Here is an 18,470-nt window from a genome sequence, read left to right as displayed (position 1 = left end):
ATTAGAAGTGCTGTCAATCATTTTTATTATTTTCTGCTACTTCTACAAACTTTCAATCATTTCTACCAGTTTTTTAGCATGTGCTTGAGATTTTGCAATCATTTCTTGGATTTTGTCAGCGTCCTCACGCAGTGAATAAGACACACCATGTGTGACAACATAACCAACAAAGTTAAGCTGCGTCAATTTAGCTGTCAAACGAATTGGTGCTAAAAGGTTTTCAATCGTTGTGCCAGATCCAGCGCTATAAGCTGCTTCGCCTGCACCAGTCGTCAAAGATGCAATCAAGTATTTATCTTTCAAGACATTACCATTTGACCCGTGAGAAAAACCATGCACAAAAACTTTTTCAATCCATTTGTTCATCAAAGATGGGGTCATGTACCAATAAAGCGGGTATTGGAAAACAATGACATCCGCCCAACGAAGCTTATCTTGCTCAGCAGCCACATCAATCTGATAATCAGGATACAAATTGCTCAAAATATCCAATTCAACTTCTGGGTATAGCTTTTTAATTTCTTTTAAAATGGTTTTATTTGCCAAAGAATCATTTTTCAAATCAGGGTGTCCTGAAACAACAAGAACTTTTTTAGCCATTTTTTCACCTCTTCTATTATTAGAAAATTCTATACAATTGCACACAATTTGTCAACCTAAAAAAGCTGAGAACTTGGTCTCAGCCTCAAACAATTTTATGCGAAAACATCTGCCAAAATGGCTACACCTTGGTCGATTTCTTCTTTTGTCAAGGTTAATGGTGGCAAGAGACGAATGACATTGGTTCCTGCTGTCAACACAATCAAACCTTTGTCACGCGCTTTTTCAACCAAGTCTGCTAGGTTTTCACTGGTTTCAATCCCAATCATGTAGCCAAGACCGCGAACGTCAGTCACTTTAGGATTTTCAGCCAAGACTTTTTTCAGTTCCCTTTGCAAATAATTACCGTTTTCAAGTGCTTGTGGTAAGAAACCGTCAGCCAGCATAATATCCAGTACGCTTGAGGCTGCTGACATGACTAATTTATTACCACCGAAAGTTGAACCATGACTACCGTATGAAAAGGCTGAACCAAGTTTTTCTTTGGCAATCATGGCACCAACGGGAACACCATTTCCAAGACCTTTAGCCAAGGTGAAAATATCTGGTTCAATACCATAATGCTCAAATGAGAAGAGCTTACCAGTACGTCCCATACCAGTTTGCACTTCATCAACAATCAGTAAAATTCCTGTTTCTTGACAGAATTGACTCAAATCTGTCACAAAGGCTTTGTCAGCTGGACGAACACCTGATTCTCCTTGAACTAATTCTAACATGACAGCTGCCGTATCTTTCGTTACCAAAACTTTAACGCTGTCCAAATCGTTGTAAGTAGCGTAGCTGAAATGTGGCACACCATCACCAAAACCAGTCTTGATTTTATCTTGACCAGTTGCTGACATGGATCCAAAGGTACGTCCATGGAAAGAATTGACAAAAGTGATAATTTCTTGCTTACCAGTGGACTTACGAGCGATTTTAATGGCAGCTTCATTTGCTTCCGCACCGCTATTAGCAAAGAAAGCCAGGTAGTCTTTGTCACCGATTAATTTGCCAGCCACTTCTTCTTGCAAAGAATTATGATACAAGTTAGGAATATGCCAGATTTCTTCTGCTTGTTTTAGAAGAGCTGCCTTAACTTGTGGGTGAAAACCAAGGTTGGTTACCCCAATTCCTGTTGAGAAATCAAGGTATTTTTTACCATCTTGATCAAACAGATAATTTCCTTGCGCCTTAACAAATTCAATTGCTGCACGTTTATAATTTTGAAATAATTTCGTCATTTCTTTCTCCCATTTGCATTAAGTTTTAGCTGATGATTGAAGTTCCTGTTACAAGATTGTCGCCAATCAATACTTCACCAACACCTGCTAAAACGGTATTGACAGCTGATTCAATTTTTGGAATCATGCCACCAGTAATAATTCCTTGATCGATCTTTTCTTGAAATTCTTTTGAAGTCAGGCTATCAAGCACTTCACCATTTTCCAAAACACCTTTCACATCTGTCATCAAAACCAATTTTTCAGCATTCAAGGCAATCGCAACAGCTGTTGCTAAATAATCAGCGTTGATGTTGAGCATATCGCCTTCTTTTGAATAACCAATTGAAGCAAGTACTGGCAACATTTGATTATCAAGCATTTGCTCCAAAATTGGTGTCTGAATATGTGAGACATCACCAACATAACCATAAGTTTCCTTATCAAGAAAATCAGCTGTCACCACTCGTTTGATATCTGATAGCAACTGAATACTATCAATAGATGATTGGTTTAGTTTTTTAGTCAAATTTTCACCAACCATGTGAAGAAGAGCATAGCTGACCAACTTCATATCAGATTGACTGGTTACACGAAGACCATTGATTTTTTTAACTGGTACTTGGCTATCTTCCATTAATTTATTAATAGCATAGCCGCCACCATGCACAATGACCAAATTTTTATGGGCATCTTTCCATTTTTTGACTTGTGCTAAAAAGTCTTGCGACAAGTTTTGGCTAGCAACGCCACCAATTTTAATCACAATTGTATCTTTCATAGTCTTATCCCTTTATGTACGATAGAGAGCATTGATTTTCACGTAATCGTATGACAAATCACAACCCCAAGCTTTTCCTTGTGCTTCACCCGCATGCAAATCAACAGTGATAGTAATCTCATCTTCGTGCATAACATCTTGCATTTCTTCTGCTTCAAATTCAACGGGACTTGATTTTAGCATGACTGGAACATCACCTAAATAAATATCAATGTTATCTACAGGGACATCAACACCTGCATAACCGACAGCCGCTAAAATGCGTCCCCAGTTAGGATCTTCACCAAAAATAGCCGTCTTCACAAGGCTTGAACCCACAACACTTTTAGCCATCATACGAGCATCAAGGGCATTTGGAGCATTTTTAACATTTACTTCAATAAGTTTGCTTGCCCCTTCACCGTCTTTGGCAATCATTTTAGCCAATTCTTGCATCACGTAATTAAGCATGGCTGAGAATTTATCAAACTCAGGCGTATTTGGCAAAATTTCTTCGTTCAAAGTGCAACCATTTGACATAACAAGAACCATATCATTTGTTGATGTATCACCATCAACTGTAATTTGGTTAAATGTCGTTTCAACATTTTGGCTAAGGGCTAGTTGTAAAGTTTCACTTGAAATATTAGCATCACAAGTGATGAAAGCTAGCATGGTTGCCATGTTAGGGTGAATCATCCCTGAACCTTTTGCCACACCTGCCATGGTTACTTCGTCACGTCCAAATTTTTCTGTGACTGCAACTGTTTTAACCATAGTATCTGTTGTTAAAATAGCTTTTGAAAAATCATCTGAATTCCCATTAACAACAAGTTTAGAAAGACCAGTTTTAAGAGTATCCATTGGTAACAAATCACCAATAACACCAGTAGATGCCACACCGACCAAATTAGGTTCAACACCAAGCTTTTCAGCTGTCCATTTTTGCATCGTGTAAGCATCTTCCATCCCTTGGACACCAGTACAAGAATTAGCAACACCTGAGTTAACAACGATAGCTTTCATTTTCTTAGCTTTTTTAACAGACTGGCGTGTCACAATTAGTGGCGCTGCAATAACTTTATTTGTCGTATAAACCCCAGCAACGCTAGCTGGCACTTCAGATACAATCCAACCAAAATCAAGTTTTCTTTTCTTAAACCCTGCATGTAATCCATCTGCTGAAAATCCAAGTGGGCTTGCTACATTACCTTCAATAACTTTCATATTTCTATAACCTTTCTAGACTATAAATAATTTGGTGAAATCAATAATCCTTCTGTTTCATCCCAACCATTCATCAAGTTGATGTTCTGAACAGCCTGCCCAGCCGCTCCTTTAATCAAATTGTCAATAACTGAAACGATGGTTAAGACATTTGTGACCTCATTGTAGAGGAAACCAATATCTGTAAGGTTTGAGCCAATAACATTGTGCAATTTTGGTAAATCATCTTGCACACGAACAAAAGGCGTATCCTTGTAAGAATCTTCATAAATCGCAAAGAGATTAGCATTTGTTAGTGGCTTTTTCAACTTAACATAAACCGTTGACATGATACCGCGATTAACTGGCAAAAGCGATGTTGAAAATTGAATGTGATTAACCTTGTCATCGAACAACTTCAACTCTTGCACAATTTCTGGAATGTGCTGGTGACGATTCAACTTGTAAGTCACGTAATTATCATGCACATTAACAAAATGACTTGATTCAGAAAGTGCCTTACCAGCACCTGTCAAACCACTTTTGGCATCCACAATAATAGAATCTTCTTCAACCACACCAGCTTTTAGCAAAGGTATCAAAGCTAATTCTGTTGCTGTCGCGTAGCAACCAGGGTTTGAAATGAATTTTTTACCTTTAACATCTGTAAACTCAGCCAAAGAATATGTAAATTTATTCAACGCTTCATCACTAGCAGGTGTTTTTTTATACCATTTTTCATAAAGATAGGCTGGCAAGCGATGGTCCCCTGACAAATCTATCACTGGAAAATCAGCTTCCACAAAAGGCTGTGCCAACTTGCTTGCGACCCCACTTGGTGTTGCAAAGAATACCAAGTCTGATTTTGCCATGATTTTCTCGGCATCAAATCCTTCGATAACCAAGTCACAGATACCAACTAAGTAAGGGTATAAATCTGATAATCGTCGACCGATTTCCTTAGTTGCATGAATCGAAGCAATCGTTACTTTTTTATGATTATTCAATAATTTAACTAATTCTAGACCACTGTATCCAGTGATACCAACAATCGATACTCTCATAATATACACCCCTTGAATAAATATGTATTCAATTTTATAGTATATTTATTCATAAGTCAAGTATTTTTTTTGCATAAAATATAAAAAAAGCACGAATTTTCATTCGTACTTTCATTATTTTTCAAACAATCCCAGCTGACTAACTCTTTCAATTGCTTCTTCAAGGCGTTCTGGTTCAACTAGAAGTCCGATTCTGACGTAGCCATCTCCTGCTTGTCCGAAACCTTTTCCCGGTGCGACTGCGACATGAGCTTCGTTTAAGAGTAAATCAGCGAAGCTTTCACTGTTATAACCTTCTGGCACCGGCATCCAAGCATAAAACGAACCTTTTGACTCAAAGGCGTGCCAGCCGATTTTAGCAGCAGCTTTGACAAAAGTGTGACGACGTTCATCATATTTGTGATTGAGTTCTGCGATTGCTGCTTTCGCGCGTTTGTCTAAAAGGGCAGCCGCGCCAGCGTCTTGGATAGCCGGAAAAATACTAACAAAGAGGTGATCTTGTAGGAGATTAAGAGCTTCAATCATCTCAGCATTTCCTGCAGCAAATGCCAAACGCCAACCTGCCATGTTAAAAGTTTTCGAAAATGTGTAAAATTCAATACCTACTTCTTTTGCTCCAGGTGTTGATAAAAAACTTGGATTTTGGTAACCGTCTGCTCCCAAAGCCCCATAAGCAAAGTCGCTAACAACACCGACCTCGTATTTTTTCGCCCAATCGACCAGTTCTTCATAAAATTCAGTCGTCGCCACAGCTCCGGTAGGATTGTTAGGGTAATTGATGTAGATAAATTTAGCACGCTTTGCCACTTCTTCAGGAATGGCTGACAAATCTGGCAAAAAGTTATTTTCTTCTTTTAAAGGAAAGGTTTCATATTCAATTTTTCCTAGCGCTACACTTGATAAATAGTCTGGATAGCCTGGGTCAGGCAGCAAAAGCAAATCACCAGGATTCATCAAGGCCAAGGGAAACTCAACCAGACCAATCTTTGCACCACCAAGGACACAAATTTCCTTCTCACTATCAAGTTCCACCTGATAATTATCCTTATAAAACTGACTAGCTGCTTCTTTAAAATTAGCATTGCCTCGAAATTGTGAATATTTATGGGATCCTGGATTCTTAGCAGCTTCAATCAAAGCATCAACAATATAATCGTATGTCGGCTGATCAGGATTTCCTTGACCAAGATTAATCACATCATAACCTTCAGCCACTTTTGCATTGACCTTAGCAACAAGACTAGCAAAAAATTGTTTTGGCAATGTTTGTAAAATATCTGATTGTGAAAACATCCTAACTCCCCCATTAATGATACAACTCTGGTTTTCGGTCAGCAAAAACAGGAATATGCCCACGAACTTTTTCAACCTCTGATAAGTCAATATCTACCGAAAAAACACCTTCTTGATTATCTGGCGCTTGCAAAATAACATTTCCTAGCGGGTCAATAACCAATGAATCCCCAGAAAAATCGTCCAACGCTCCTTGACCAACACGGTTAACAGCCACTACAAAAGCTTGATTTTCAACTGCACGCGCACGAAGTAAAATCTCCCATTGTTCGACACGCTCTTTCGGCCACTCAGCTACGACAAATAAAACCTTGGCTCCGCTTGACATCAAGGTTCTCACCCATTCTGGAAAACGGATATCATAGCAAATAACACTAGCTGCTTTTACACCGTCTAGTTCAAAAAGATTCTCATTTTTGCCAGCCTGCAAAAAACGATCTTCTCCCATCAAGCCAAAAAGATGAACCTTATCATAATCAGCAATCACCTGACCAGATCGGTTAAAAACATAAGTTGTGTTAAAAAACCCAGTTTCTTTTTTCGTTGCCACAGAGCCCGCTACCAGATTAACCTGGTGATCCTTCGCAAACTTTCTAAGCAAGTTTTTAGTTTTTTGACCATTCTCATCAGCAAGCTCTGCTATTTGCTCCAAAGCATAACCTGTATTCCACATTTCTGGCAAGACAATCACATCAGGCTCATCAAGCGCTGCTTTTTCTAACCAAGCTAAGACATTCTCAATGTTTTTCTTCGGCTCAGCTTCGTAAATAGCCATCTGAATTAGTGAAACTTTCATGATTTCCTCGATTCTATCTTTTGTTTAAAATTTTCTGAAATCTTAGTGACTATTATAGCAGTCTCCCTTCTCCTCGTAAAATAGTTATTTTAAATAGATTTGATAGTTAAAAACTATAACCCCAAAAAAGCCCACCATCAGGTGAGCTTTGAATACTTTATACTAAAAACTGTTTTTCAGCTTGAACTAAAACTGATTTTTGTTCACTATATGATGATAACACCTCTTGAAAAGCGATTTTTTCTCACTTATATCTTCACTATTTTCTAAATAAAAACATGATAGATATTGCAGACGTTTTTGGCTAATCTTATCTAATTTCTCCAAGTTGACTTTAGCAAATAAGTCACTAGACACCCTCTTATACACTAATGCTTCTAAACTTACTAGAAGGCTATAGTAATAATTTCGATTAAACTGATTACTTGGCTTTATCTCTGTCAATCTTTGATAACTATTTCTAATCTGCAACATTTCTCCTTGCAATAACCAAGCATAAATCAGATACAATAAAAAAGTATTTATCATATAGTCAGGAATATTTTTGTTTGATAAAGTGCTACAAACTTTTGAAACTTCATCAAAAGTCGTAACGCTGTAATCTTGCAATAATTGATTAGATACTCTTTGATATAAAAGAAATAAGTCATCTTTCATTAACAATTTATATGCCTTAAAACCATCGTTGCTTAAGCCAGAAAAGTTTATTGGAGCTGCCGTTGCTATAAATAATAATAGGCTAGAATATCCAAATACTTTCAAAAATTCCAACTGTGAAAACAAGACAAATGAACCAAGTAAACTAACTAATGGACCTCCAACTAGTAACTTTAACATTGATTTTTCTGGATACTTTGCTACCTTATAGCGATAAATCCCCCATAGTAAATCCAGTTATTATTAAATTGAATGTGGAATCCTCTTTCAAAATCAAATTTAATAAAACCAACAATAAGATGCTGTGGTTTTACGCCATTAATATAACCAACTGCAAAATGACCAAATTCATGACATAAAATAGCCAACATAATGCTAATATAACTTAAGATAAATGTTTCTCGTACTGATGGAAATATTATCATCAACAAAAGTAAGAACAAAAATGTTACACAAACTGGCGAAGGTAATTTTCTCATATATCTCCCTTTTATTCCTGAATATCTCTGGAATTCCTAAATGATATTACCATTTTATCATAAGATTTTTTAACCATAGCAAAAAAGCCCACCGTTCGGTGAGCTTTCATTTTATTTTCTTTCTTGCAAGGTTTTAATCAGGCTACTGAGTAGGCTTGCTTCTGCAAAGAGAATGACAATAAGTACCCAGTTTACCTTTCCTTGGATGCTATTGACAATAAGCACTCCAGCAAGGATTATGATTGTTACACTGATTAAGGCAATGGCGAGTTTTAGAAAGATATTTTTTGATGTCATCTTATAGATTTTCTGCTACTGCTGCAAGAAGGTCAGCGATTTTAGCAGCATCTGAACCACCTGCCATGGCCATGTCTGGTTTACCACCACCACGACCTGATACGATTGGTGCCAAAGCTTTAATCAAGTTACCAGCGTGAACATCTTTTGATTTGCTTGCTACAAGAACATTGACTTTTTCGCCAATAGCTGCTGCCAATACAAGAACGTCAGAGTAGTCTTTTTGTTTCCAGTTGTCAGCAAATGTACGAAGAGCACCTGCATCAGAAACAGTTACTTGGCTAGCGATAAAGCGAAGACCGTTTGCTTCTTTAACATCTTTGAAGACGTTACCAGCTTGTGCTGCGGCTGCTTTTTCTTTCAATTCAGCGTTTTCTTTTTGCAATTTGTGCAATTGTTCTTGCAAGCTAACAACTTTCTTAGTAACTTCTTTCAATTGAGGCACTTTAAGTGTTTCAGCGATTGCTTTAAGGTCTTCTTCTTCTTGACGGTATGCTTCAAAGGCTTCTTTACCAGTTACAGCAAGGATACGACGAGTTCCTGAACCGATACCTTCTTCTTTAACAATCTTGAAGATTCCGATTTCTGCTGTATTTGAAACGTGTGTACCACCACAAAGTTCAATTGAGTAATCACCAATTGTTACAACACGTACATTTTTACCGTATTTTTCACCGAACAAGGCCATAGCACCCATTGATTTAGCAGTGTCAATGTCAGTTTCAACAGTGATAACAGGAATAGCATTCCAGATTTGTTGGTTAACTTCTTCTTCGATTTGACGCAATTCATCAGCAGTAACAGCTTCAAAGTGAGTGAAGTCAAAGCGCAAGAAACCTTCTTCGTTAAGAGAACCAGCTTGAGTAGCGTGTTCACCGATAACATGGTGAAGAGCTGCGTGAAGCAAGTGAGTTGCAGTGTGGTTTTTAATAACACTGTGACGACGTTTAGCGTCAATTTCAAGTGTGTATGTTGTACCAACTGACAAGCTTGCAAGTACTTCAACTGTGTGAAGAGCTTGACCATTTGGTGCTTTTTGAACATCAATCACACGAGCAACGATGTCGCCTTTATCGTTTTTGATAACACCGTGGTCAGCTACTTGACCACCCATTTCAGCGTAGAATGGTGTTTTAGCGAAAACAAGTAAAGCTTGACCTTCTGAAACAGCTTCAGTACGTTCTTTATCAGCGATAATAACTGACAATGTAGATTCAAGAACTTCTTCTTCATAGCTAAAGACTGATTCTTCAGTGATGCTTGACAATGTTTCATTTTGCATACCCATTGAACCACCTTTAACAACGCTTGCGCGAGCTCGTTCTTGTTGTTCTTTCATAGCAGCTTCAAAGCCAGCGTGGTCAATCTTGAATCCTTTATCTTCAGCCAATTCTTCAGTCAATTCAACTGGGAATCCGTATGTATCGTACAATTTGAAGATGTCTTTACCTTCAACAGTGTCTTTACCAGCTGCTTTCAAATCAGCCAACAATTGGTCAAGCATGTTTGAACCAGCATCGATTGTACGTGCGAATGTTTCTTCTTCACGACGAACGATTTTTTCGATAAATTCACGTTTTTCAAGTACTTCTGGGTAGTATGATTCCATGATTTTACCAACAGTTGGAACCAATTTATACAAGAATGTTTCGTTGATACCAAGGCGACGACCGTGCATAACTGCGCGACGAAGCAAACGACGAAGCACGTATCCACGACCTTCGTTACCAGGAAGAGCACCATCACCGATAGCAAATGAAAGTGAACGGATGTGGTCAGCGATAACTTTAAAGCTCATGTTGTCGCCATCTGGATCATAAGTTTTACCAGATAATTTTTCGATTTCACGAATGATTGGCATGAAGAGGTCAGTTTCAAAGTTTGTTTTAGCCCCTTGCATAACGGCAACCAAACGTTCCAAACCAGCACCCGTATCAATGTTTTTGTGTGGTAATTCTTTGTATTCTGAACGTGGAACAGCTGGATCAGCGTTAAATTGTGACAACACGATGTTCCAAATTTCGATATAACGATCATTTTCAATGTCTTCAGCAAGAAGTTTGATACCAACGTGATCTGGGTCAAAGTCTTCTCCACGGTCAAAGAAGATTTCAGTATCTGGTCCTGAAGGTCCAGCACCAATTTCCCAGAAGTTATCTTCGATTGGAATCAAGTGGCTTGGTTCAACACCAAGTGAAATCCAACGATTGTAAGTATCTTTATCATCTGGGTAATAAGTCATGTAAAGTTTATCTTTAGGGAAGTCGAACCATTCTGGGCTTGTCAACAATTCGAATCCCCAAGTAATAGCTTCATCACGGAAGTAATCACCAACTGAGAAGTTACCCAACATCTCAAACATTGTGTGGTGACGAGCTGTTTTACCAACGTTTTCAATATCGTTTGTACGGATAGCTTTTTGAGCATTTGTGATACGTGGATTTTCTGGAATTACTGATCCATCAAAATATTTTTTAAGTGTGGCAACACCCGAGTTAATCCACAACAAAGTTGGGTCATTTACAGGGACCAAGTTTGCAGAAGGTTCAACAGAGTGACCTTTTGATTTCCAGAAGTCTAACCACATTTGGCGCACTTGCGCACTAGTCAATTGTTTCATTACATCTTTCCTTTTCTTCTTACTAAGCGATTTTAACGCTTGCCATAGATTGAAATCATCTTTTGCTCTCGTTCAAAGGAGAAAAAAACGACAAGTTCCATTTCATAGAGGGTGACGTTAGCCACGGTACCACCTCTTTTCAATGAACCTGTCATTCTTCATTTATCTCTTAAATTGTTTTTTCTTGTATTTGACCATGGTAACTCGGTTACCACTTCTGACATTTAGAAAACATGAGTAGCACATTTTTAACTTCATCCATGGCTCGCAGCAACCGCCACTTTTCTGAATCTGAATGTTTAAAAACGATTCTCAATATTTTTAATTGTACTGTATTTTAGGCGTCTGGTCAAGTAGCTTATTCAGCTGAATCTGTAGAACTTGATTCTGCTGTTGAAGAGTCTTCAGTTGAGCTAGCTTCTGAAGAACTTGCTTCACTTGAGCTTGATGAAGCTTTTGAAGATGATGAAGATGTGCTTGTAGCATATTGTGAAAGAATGCTTGCGAAGCTACGATCTTTGATTTTCACATTAGCTTTATCAAGTGCTTTACTGATAACTTGGTTTTGGAAGCTTGTATCATTTTGGTATTTAGCCATGATGATTTTCTTCAAGCGTTTTTTGTAAGTTTTCCAGTCAGCATTTTTTTCTGTTTTCTTAGTTGTTTTAACGATGTAGTAAGTGTATGAGTATGTTGATGAGTTCATCACTTTAATCACATCTGATACTGACCCTTCGTCTTGTTTGAAGGCAGCTGCCATAACATCTGATGGCAATTTAGTGTCTGCTGAATCGAATGTGTATTCAGTTTTCTTAGCTGTTGTGTTTTCTTTAGCGATTTTATCAAAATCAGCACCGTCTGCAGTTGCTTGATTGTGAACTGAGTTTGCTTTATCTTCGTCAGTTAATGCGATAACTGTAGCAGTTGTGTCTGCGTTGTAGTCTTTATAAGCGTCTTTGTAGTTTTTAGTTGTTAATTTGTCTTTAGCAGCTTCTTTAACAGCGTATTCGACAAGCATTGATGTGCGGATTTGTTGTTTGTAAGTATCTGTTGTCAATCCTGCTGCTTGAAGAGCGCTTGGGAATGATGAACCGTATGATGAAGCTGTTGTGTTATAAGCTTTGGTAACGTCTTTGTCAGAAACTTTATCACCATATTGATCTTCAAAGACACGTGACAAAACCAAGTTCAACATTGTTTGTTGAGATGATGATGTGCTTTTAGCTGCATTGTAGAAGTCTGATACTGTAATTGTGTTACCTTTCATTGTAACAAGAGCTTTAGTTTCAGAATTGTTGTTTGTAGCAAGGTAAGTTACACCAGCACCGATAAGAGCTGACGCTACGGCAATAGAAACACCTTTAAAAGCCTTGCTTTGGATCATTTTTGAAAATCCTGATTTTTCTTTGTTAGCCATTGATATTAAACTCCTTAATTTGTCTTTAACTCCATTAGTATACCACAATAACTTAAATGTTGCTTAATTTTACAGTTCTACGTCTTCTGCATTTTTACGGAGCATTAACAGCCCGTCACTAAGTGGCAAAAGGCTTGCTGTCAGATTTGGATTGTCAAGCGTTGCGTCGAAAAGTCGTTGAAGGCCACGGTAAATTGTACGCTGTCCGCGACGCACTTCTTCGATTGTTTTAACAATATCACCGCCTTGAAAAACATCATCAAAGATAACAACACCACCAACTTTTAAGTGTTTTAACACTTCTGGTAAAAAAACAATATATTTTGATTTTGCTGAATCCATGAAAACAAAGTCATACTCTCCCTCAAGGGTTGAGAGGGTATCAACTGCATCTCCTTCAACCAAAGTGATTTGCTTGCGAGTGTCGTATTTCGCAAAGTTTTCCTTAGCAAAAGCAATCATTTCTGGATTACGATCGAGTGTTGTAATCTTAGCTTCTGGTGCATTTTCTGCCATCAAAAGCGCTGAAAAACCAATCGCTGTCCCAATTTCCAAGATATTCTTAGGCTGCAAAGTTTGCAACAAGAAACGGAAATAAGCCACTACTTCGTGCTGGATAATCGGGATATTTTCTTGATGTGCAAAAGCTTCTAATTCCGCTAAAAAGCCATCATTTTGCTTTTGATGTGTTCGCATATAACGCACGACATTCTCTTTGACAACAGGACGTCGCATATTGTGATTTGCTGTTTTTGAATATGATTTAACCATAACTCTTATTATATAGCAAAATAAAGCCGATGTGAATAGGCAGCATTTTATTTTACTGCTTAAGAAGGGTAACAATATCTGACAAATCAGCAATCTTTTGATTCATTTTTGATGACGGTTGTCCAAGATTAATGGACTTAATACCAGCATTCTCTGCAGCTTCAACATCAATTCTGCGGTCACCTACATAAAAGGTGTCAGCTTTGTCTAAAACATATTTTTCAATAAGATAATTAATAGCTTCTGGTTCTGGTTTACGAGCAAAACCGTTTGCTGAAGTCACTACTTCTGTGAAATACTGACGCACTCCAAGTCTTTCTAGCACATCGTTAGCTGTAATTCCTTTATGCGTATAGACAAAATGAGTTGTGCCCATTTGTTTTGTCTGTTTAAGCACCTCTGCCAAATGTGGCATTGGTTTTATCATATGGTCACGCGCTTCCTGCTCTTTTTTAAAGAAGGCTGATAACTCCGCAAAATCTAATTCTTGCTCTTTCGCCACTTGAAAAAGTAAAGCTTTTACGGATTCTTTAATGATAAAATCCATAACCCATTCTTCATCAAAAACCAAGTCATAATGCGCATAAGTGACTTTCAAAGCCTCACCGATTGCCTCATATGAGTCCACCAAAGTTCCATCAAAATCCCAAATCAAAGTTATCAATCTATTTCTCCAATCTAATCCAATAACATGCTAGACGATGTCCATCTTCTAGATCAATAATATTTTCCAAAATACCGCTAGCTTTTTCAATGGTTCTACGACTGGCAATATTGTTCTCACGCGCTGTGATAAGCACAGGATTGATGCCACGTTTGGCATATTGCTCAAGAGCAAAGTTAAGAAGTTTTGTCATAATACCTTGTCGTCTAAATTCTGGTAAGGTTTGATAGCCGATATGTCCACCAATCGTCGCAAGATTACCCTTTTCCAGCTGCCATCGACAAGATATACGCGCAGCAATTTTTCCATTCACAAAGGCATAATAGGTCGTCATCGTTGAATAATCAGGATTAGTAGCTTGTGTTTCTTGCGTTCTGCTATTTTCCACAAAGGTTTTAAAATCACCAATCTCACGTGTCGTAATAAAGGGGCTATCGTCATTTTCCAAAACTGTTTGATAAGCTCGGTAAGCCGCTTCATCATTAACATCTAGTCTCCTAATTTCCATACTAGCACCTCCAAAATTTTTTCCATTATAACATAAAAAATGAGGCTGGAATATCCAACCTCATAAAGCATTTTAAAGGTGTGCTCCTTTTTCGACCAAAGCTTCCAATTCATTTAGACGTTCTTCAAAAATCTTGAAGGCTGCATCCAAATAATCACTACTTATCATATCCACACCTGCTTTTGCAATGACGTTTAGTGGGTAATCAGAATTTCCTGCTTTAAGATAATCAAGATAACGATCAATATCAGCTTGAGTGCCATGAACCACTTTATCAGCTAAATAGCTTGCTGCAGCAAAACCTGTTGCGTATTGATAGACATAATAATTGTAGTAGAAGTGCGGAATACGTGCCCATTCGTATTGAATTTCTGGATTGTCTTCCTTGCTAAGACCATAATATTTTTCATTTAGGTCTGCATAAAGATTGTTAAGGTATTCGCTTGTCAATACTTCACCAGCTTGGTCTGCTTTATGAATCATATCTTCAAACTCTGCGAATTGTGCTTGACGGAAGATTGTTCCTTTGAAACCATCCAAGAAATGATTCAAAATCGCAAAGCGAGCCTTGTCATCATCTACTTCTTTTAGAAGTGTTTCTGTCAAAATATTTTCATTAGTTGTTGAAGCAATCTCAGCTAAGAAAATACTGTAATCACCGTACACATATGGTTGGTTTTCACGTGTAAATGTTGAATGAAGGCTGTGCCCAGTTTCGTGTACCAAAGTAAACAGATTATCAAGGGTGTCTTGCCAGTTCAAAAGCATAAAGGCATTAGTATCGTAAGCACCACCAGAATAAGCTCCTGAGCGTTTTCCTTTATTGACATGAACATCAATCCAACGTTCTGTGAAAGCACGATGAACACGCTCAGAATAATCTTTACCAAAGACAGCCAAAACTTCTTCTGCTTTTTTCAAAGCTTCTTCATAAGTGAAGCTCATATCCATTTCAGACAATGGTGTATGGATATCATACATTTTCAAATCATCTAATTTAAGGATTTTCTTACGAAGCTCAACATAGCGATGAAGCAATGGCAAATGCGCATTTACACGGTTAATCAATGTATCATAAACTGCTTCTGGAATGAAGTTAGCAGAAAGTGCTGCCTCACGTGCTGACTTGAAGTGGTGAACACGCGCATCGTAGTTATGAACCTTAACATTTGTCTGCAAAGTCTTAGCGTAAGTATGCTGGAATTGTTCGTAAGTGGCATACATCGCTTCATAAGCTGCTTTTCGGACGTCGCGATTTTTTGATTCCAAAAGACTAATGAAATTACCATGCGTTAACTGAACTTCATTACCTTCATCATCTAAAACCACTGGGAAAACAATATCGGCATTATCTAGAATTTCAAAAGTTTCACCAGCGGCACCAAAGATTTCATGTGCACCAGCTAAGAGTTCCTCTTCTTTTTGTGACAAGACGTGTGCTTGACGTTTGAAAAGTTGTTCAAAGAAATGCGCATAAGCTGACAACGCTGGCGTTTCAGCAACAAATGCCGCAAAGTCTTCAGCTGATAATTGCATCAATTCCGGTTCGTAAAAAGCAAAGACTTCGCTGTATTTAGCATAAAGTGCTGTAGCTTTGGCTTGGTATTCTTGGTACTTTGCCACTGTCGTATCTTGGTCGTTTTTCATTGATGCATAGACGTAAACTTTTTCCAATCGGCGTGACAAATCAAGATAATGCTCCGTGATAGTTAGCAAATTCTTACTTGATTGTGTCAAGTGACCTTTGTATTTTTTAGCATCTTCTAAATCAGCATCTAACTTAGCTAATTCAGCCTCCCATGTTTCATCTGTCGCAAAAACAGTGCTTAAATCCCATTTGTATTTTTCATCAATATCACTACGATTATTTGACATTATGTTCTCCTTTTCTTGATATTATTAACCATTCTACCATAATAAGCTGGTGGGTAAAGTTTTTGAACACCTTTTTCACTTTGATTTTGATAATAACACCTGAAGGTCTCATAAAAGTCTGATAAGTCTTGTGAAATTTGACAAAAACCAGCCTTAGTTTCTGGGGGCCTAACTTGCGGAAAAAAAGCTGACAAAGGCAGTGTGAGAAGATTTTTCCCTTGCAAATAAGCCTTTTCTTGGCGCTTTAACCAAGAAGTATTTCGAGAAGATAGTTGTCTTTGAATGTAGCTTAATAGATTTGAATCTTGTTTAACCTCATAAGTTGAGAGTTTTTGTTTTTGATAAGGAAGTCTGAAAAATGCCATTAAGTTTTCTGAGAACGAGCAGTTTTTTGTCAAATAATGCACTTTACCATGCCAATCTTCATAAATTAAATAATGTAGTCGAACAAGCCTTTTCTTAGCATCTAACTCCCACAGATAAAATCCCATATTCTGCGAAAAGTAAAGAAAGTGTCGCTGTAGCGGCGTTAAACGCTTGCCAAGCCACAGTTTTTCTCCCAAAAGCCATAAAACATTAAAGCCAGCCTTGTGATAAGAAGCCGTGCGTTCTCTGAGACGCTTTTCTGATAATCTGGAGCACTGAACTTCCAGAGCAAGGTTATCATTGGCCAAAATATCTGCAACCTGATGCAGCTCTGGCAAAACAGCCTCAACGACCACTTTTTCACTTTGCGAAAGCGACTGATAAAGTCCTGCTTTTAACTGCAAATGTTCATCACTTTCATTTTCACTATAAAAGTCACAATTTTCTAAAGAAACATGCGCAAAATGCGGACGCATAATCTGACCATGTCTCAGCCGAACTGGTGAATGACAGGCTGGACAAGTAAAAGCTTGTTTTTTAGGAATCTCATCTAACAAGGAGACCAAACGACCATTTTCATCAAGAGCAGACAGCATATTAAACCTCCTACTTCTTTATTCGAAAAAAATCCTGAAAAACCACCGGATTAATCCAAATAATTTTTCAAGATTTCTTTTTCTTTCGTATTCAATTCTCGGTATTGTCCCCTTGGCAAGTCACCAAGTTCAAAGTCACCAAAAGTCATTCGTTTGAGGTAAATGACCTTGACCCCATAAGCCAAAAACATTTTCTTAACTTGATGAAATTTTCCTTCTGCAATCGAGATATAAGCGGAGCTTTTTTCAGAACTTGCCTCGATAATCTCAAGATTAGCAGGTTTACAAACCGTTCCGTCATCAAAGGTCACTCCATTTTCAAAAAAGGCTGGCGCATCTTCAGCTAACAAACCATTAACCTCAACATAGTAAGTCTTTGTAACGTGATATTTTGGATGCAACATGCGAAACCCCAAAAGACCATTATTGGTAATCAAAAGTAGCCCTTCCGTGTCGCGGTCTAAACGCCCAACTGGATAGAGTCTTGGCACTCGGTCTGCTTCAGCAATCAAATCAATGACCGTTTGATGTTCTTTATCAGACACCGCAGAAACAACACCTGCTGGCTTATTTAAAATGAAATATTTTTCAGTTGACTGCTCCAGCCGCTTTCCTGATACCATGATTTCTTGCAAACTTGGTTCGACATTGAGATTGTCTGCCTCAGCTAGCCTGCCATCCACATAAACTTGACGACTTCTGATGAGCTTTTTGACTTGATTTCGCGAACCAAACCCTGCTTGTCCTAATAATTTATCTAAACGCATGCTCCTATTTTACCATGTTCTGAAGCAATTTTTTAGTCTAATTCACTCGCTGCAGCCTCATCAACAATTACTACAACATTTGGGTGATTTTGAAGAGCACTAGCTGGTAACTCTTCGCTGATTGGACCATTAATCATTTGATTGATAGCGTCAGCTTTATCCTTGCCATAAGCCATTAAAACAACCATTTTTGATTGCATGATTGAGTGAATTCCCATTGAAATAGCTTGTTTTGGCACTTCTTCCATGCTGTCAAAGAAACGACTATTTGCCTCAATCGTATCCTGCGTTAAATCAACGATATGTGTTGTCATGTCAAACGGAGTCCCTGGCTCGTTAAATCCAATATGACCATTACGACCAATTCCCAAAATTTGAAAATCAATCGGATGTTCCTCGATGATTTGATCATAATGTTTTGCTTCTACTTGCAAATCTTCAGCTAGACCGTTTGGCAAATAGCTTTCTTTAAATGGTTTATATTGGAAAAGATTTTCCTGCATAAAATGATGATAACTTTGGTCATTAT

The 18,470-nt window shown here is 38.0% G+C and carries 20 protein-coding genes; all 20 read right to left on the bottom strand.

The genetic code is table 11. The features are described from left to right. Positions 1-42: 42 nt before the first annotated feature. The gene (locus STRINF_RS06595) at positions 43-600 is read right to left on the bottom strand and encodes an NAD(P)H-dependent oxidoreductase (RefSeq protein ID WP_006532289.1); all 558 of its coding nucleotides are present in this window, start codon (positions 598-600) and stop codon (positions 43-45) included. Positions 601-695: 95 nt separating this feature from the next. Continuing rightward, entirely contained in the window at positions 696-1,826 is a 1,131-nt protein-coding gene (locus STRINF_RS06590) for an acetylornithine transaminase (protein ID WP_006532288.1), read from the bottom strand. A gap of 25 nt (positions 1,827-1,851) precedes the next feature. After that, on the bottom strand, positions 1,852-2,586 hold the full coding sequence (gene argB / locus STRINF_RS06585) for an acetylglutamate kinase (RefSeq protein WP_006532287.1): 735 nt from the start codon (positions 2,584-2,586) through the stop codon (positions 1,852-1,854). 12 nt (positions 2,587-2,598) lie between these two features. Further along, positions 2,599-3,792 (bottom strand): bifunctional ornithine acetyltransferase/N-acetylglutamate synthase, encoded by a 1,194-nt coding sequence (gene argJ, locus STRINF_RS06580; protein WP_006532286.1) that lies wholly within the window; start codon positions 3,790-3,792, stop codon positions 2,599-2,601. Between the two features lie 20 nt (positions 3,793-3,812). Continuing rightward, the gene (gene argC / locus STRINF_RS06575) at positions 3,813-4,835 is read right to left on the bottom strand and encodes an N-acetyl-gamma-glutamyl-phosphate reductase (protein WP_006532285.1); all 1,023 of its coding nucleotides are present in this window, start codon (positions 4,833-4,835) and stop codon (positions 3,813-3,815) included. Positions 4,836-4,949: 114 nt separating this feature from the next. Further along, positions 4,950-6,128 (bottom strand): pyridoxal phosphate-dependent aminotransferase, encoded by a 1,179-nt coding sequence (locus STRINF_RS06570; protein ID WP_006532284.1) that lies wholly within the window; start codon positions 6,126-6,128, stop codon positions 4,950-4,952. Positions 6,129-6,141: 13 nt separating this feature from the next. Next, entirely contained in the window at positions 6,142-6,924 is a 783-nt protein-coding gene (locus STRINF_RS06565) for a carbon-nitrogen family hydrolase (RefSeq protein ID WP_006532283.1), read from the bottom strand. 186 nt (positions 6,925-7,110) lie between these two features. Next, positions 7,111-7,761 (bottom strand): hypothetical protein, encoded by a 651-nt coding sequence (locus tag STRINF_RS06560; protein ID WP_006532282.1) that lies wholly within the window; start codon positions 7,759-7,761, stop codon positions 7,111-7,113. A 20-nt stretch (positions 7,762-7,781) separates the two neighbouring features. Further along, entirely contained in the window at positions 7,782-8,060 is a 279-nt protein-coding gene (locus STRINF_RS10610; RefSeq protein WP_223903559.1) for a peptidase M50, read from the bottom strand. A 111-nt stretch (positions 8,061-8,171) separates the two neighbouring features. Next, a complete protein-coding gene (locus STRINF_RS06550) occupies positions 8,172-8,357 on the bottom strand; it encodes a hypothetical protein (RefSeq protein WP_006532280.1) in 186 nt (61 codons plus the stop codon). Between the two features lies 1 nt (position 8,358). Further along, positions 8,359-10,977, bottom strand: a complete 2,619-nt coding sequence (gene alaS, locus STRINF_RS06545) for an alanine--tRNA ligase (protein ID WP_006532279.1) — start codon at positions 10,975-10,977, stop codon at positions 8,359-8,361. A 32-nt stretch (positions 10,978-11,009) separates the two neighbouring features. After that, positions 11,010-11,132: a hypothetical protein gene (locus tag STRINF_RS10750; protein WP_014334468.1), complete on the bottom strand. Its 123-nt coding sequence runs from the start codon at positions 11,130-11,132 to the stop codon at positions 11,010-11,012. A 203-nt stretch (positions 11,133-11,335) separates the two neighbouring features. Beyond that, complete coding sequence (locus STRINF_RS06540) at positions 11,336-12,394, bottom strand: peptidylprolyl isomerase PrsA (protein ID WP_006532278.1); 1,059 nt, start codon at positions 12,392-12,394, stop codon at positions 11,336-11,338. Between the two features lie 69 nt (positions 12,395-12,463). Then, on the bottom strand, positions 12,464-13,165 hold the full coding sequence (locus STRINF_RS06535) for an O-methyltransferase (RefSeq protein ID WP_006532277.1): 702 nt from the start codon (positions 13,163-13,165) through the stop codon (positions 12,464-12,466). A 52-nt stretch (positions 13,166-13,217) separates the two neighbouring features. Next, positions 13,218-13,829 carry an HAD-IA family hydrolase gene (locus STRINF_RS06530; protein WP_014334465.1) on the bottom strand — a complete coding sequence of 204 codons (612 nt, stop codon included), beginning with the start codon at positions 13,827-13,829 and terminating at the stop codon, positions 13,218-13,220. Position 13,830: 1 nt separating this feature from the next. Continuing rightward, on the bottom strand, positions 13,831-14,337 hold the full coding sequence (locus STRINF_RS06525) for a GNAT family N-acetyltransferase (protein WP_006532275.1): 507 nt from the start codon (positions 14,335-14,337) through the stop codon (positions 13,831-13,833). A gap of 72 nt (positions 14,338-14,409) precedes the next feature. After that, entirely contained in the window at positions 14,410-16,212 is a 1,803-nt protein-coding gene (pepF, locus tag STRINF_RS06520; RefSeq protein WP_006532274.1) for an oligoendopeptidase F, read from the bottom strand. Next, positions 16,212-17,174: a competence protein CoiA gene (locus STRINF_RS06515; RefSeq protein WP_006532273.1), complete on the bottom strand. Its 963-nt coding sequence runs from the start codon at positions 17,172-17,174 to the stop codon at positions 16,212-16,214. Before STRINF_RS06515 ends, pepF begins: the two co-directional genes overlap by 1 nt. 50 nt (positions 17,175-17,224) lie before the next feature. Continuing rightward, a complete protein-coding gene (locus STRINF_RS06510) occupies positions 17,225-17,941 on the bottom strand; it encodes a pseudouridine synthase (protein WP_006532272.1) in 717 nt (238 codons plus the stop codon). Positions 17,942-17,973: 32 nt separating this feature from the next. Next, positions 17,974-18,470, bottom strand: a 497-nt coding sequence (locus STRINF_RS06505) for a glucosamine-6-phosphate deaminase (protein WP_006532271.1), incomplete at its 5' end; no start/stop codon positions are given.

Source organism: Streptococcus infantarius subsp. infantarius ATCC BAA-102 (assembly GCF_000154985.1).
GTDB classification, from domain to species: Bacteria; Bacillota; Bacilli; order Lactobacillales; family Streptococcaceae; genus Streptococcus; species Streptococcus infantarius.
The sequence above is the reverse complement of the archived record's forward strand: the minus strand, read 5'-3'. Positions and strand labels throughout refer to the sequence as shown.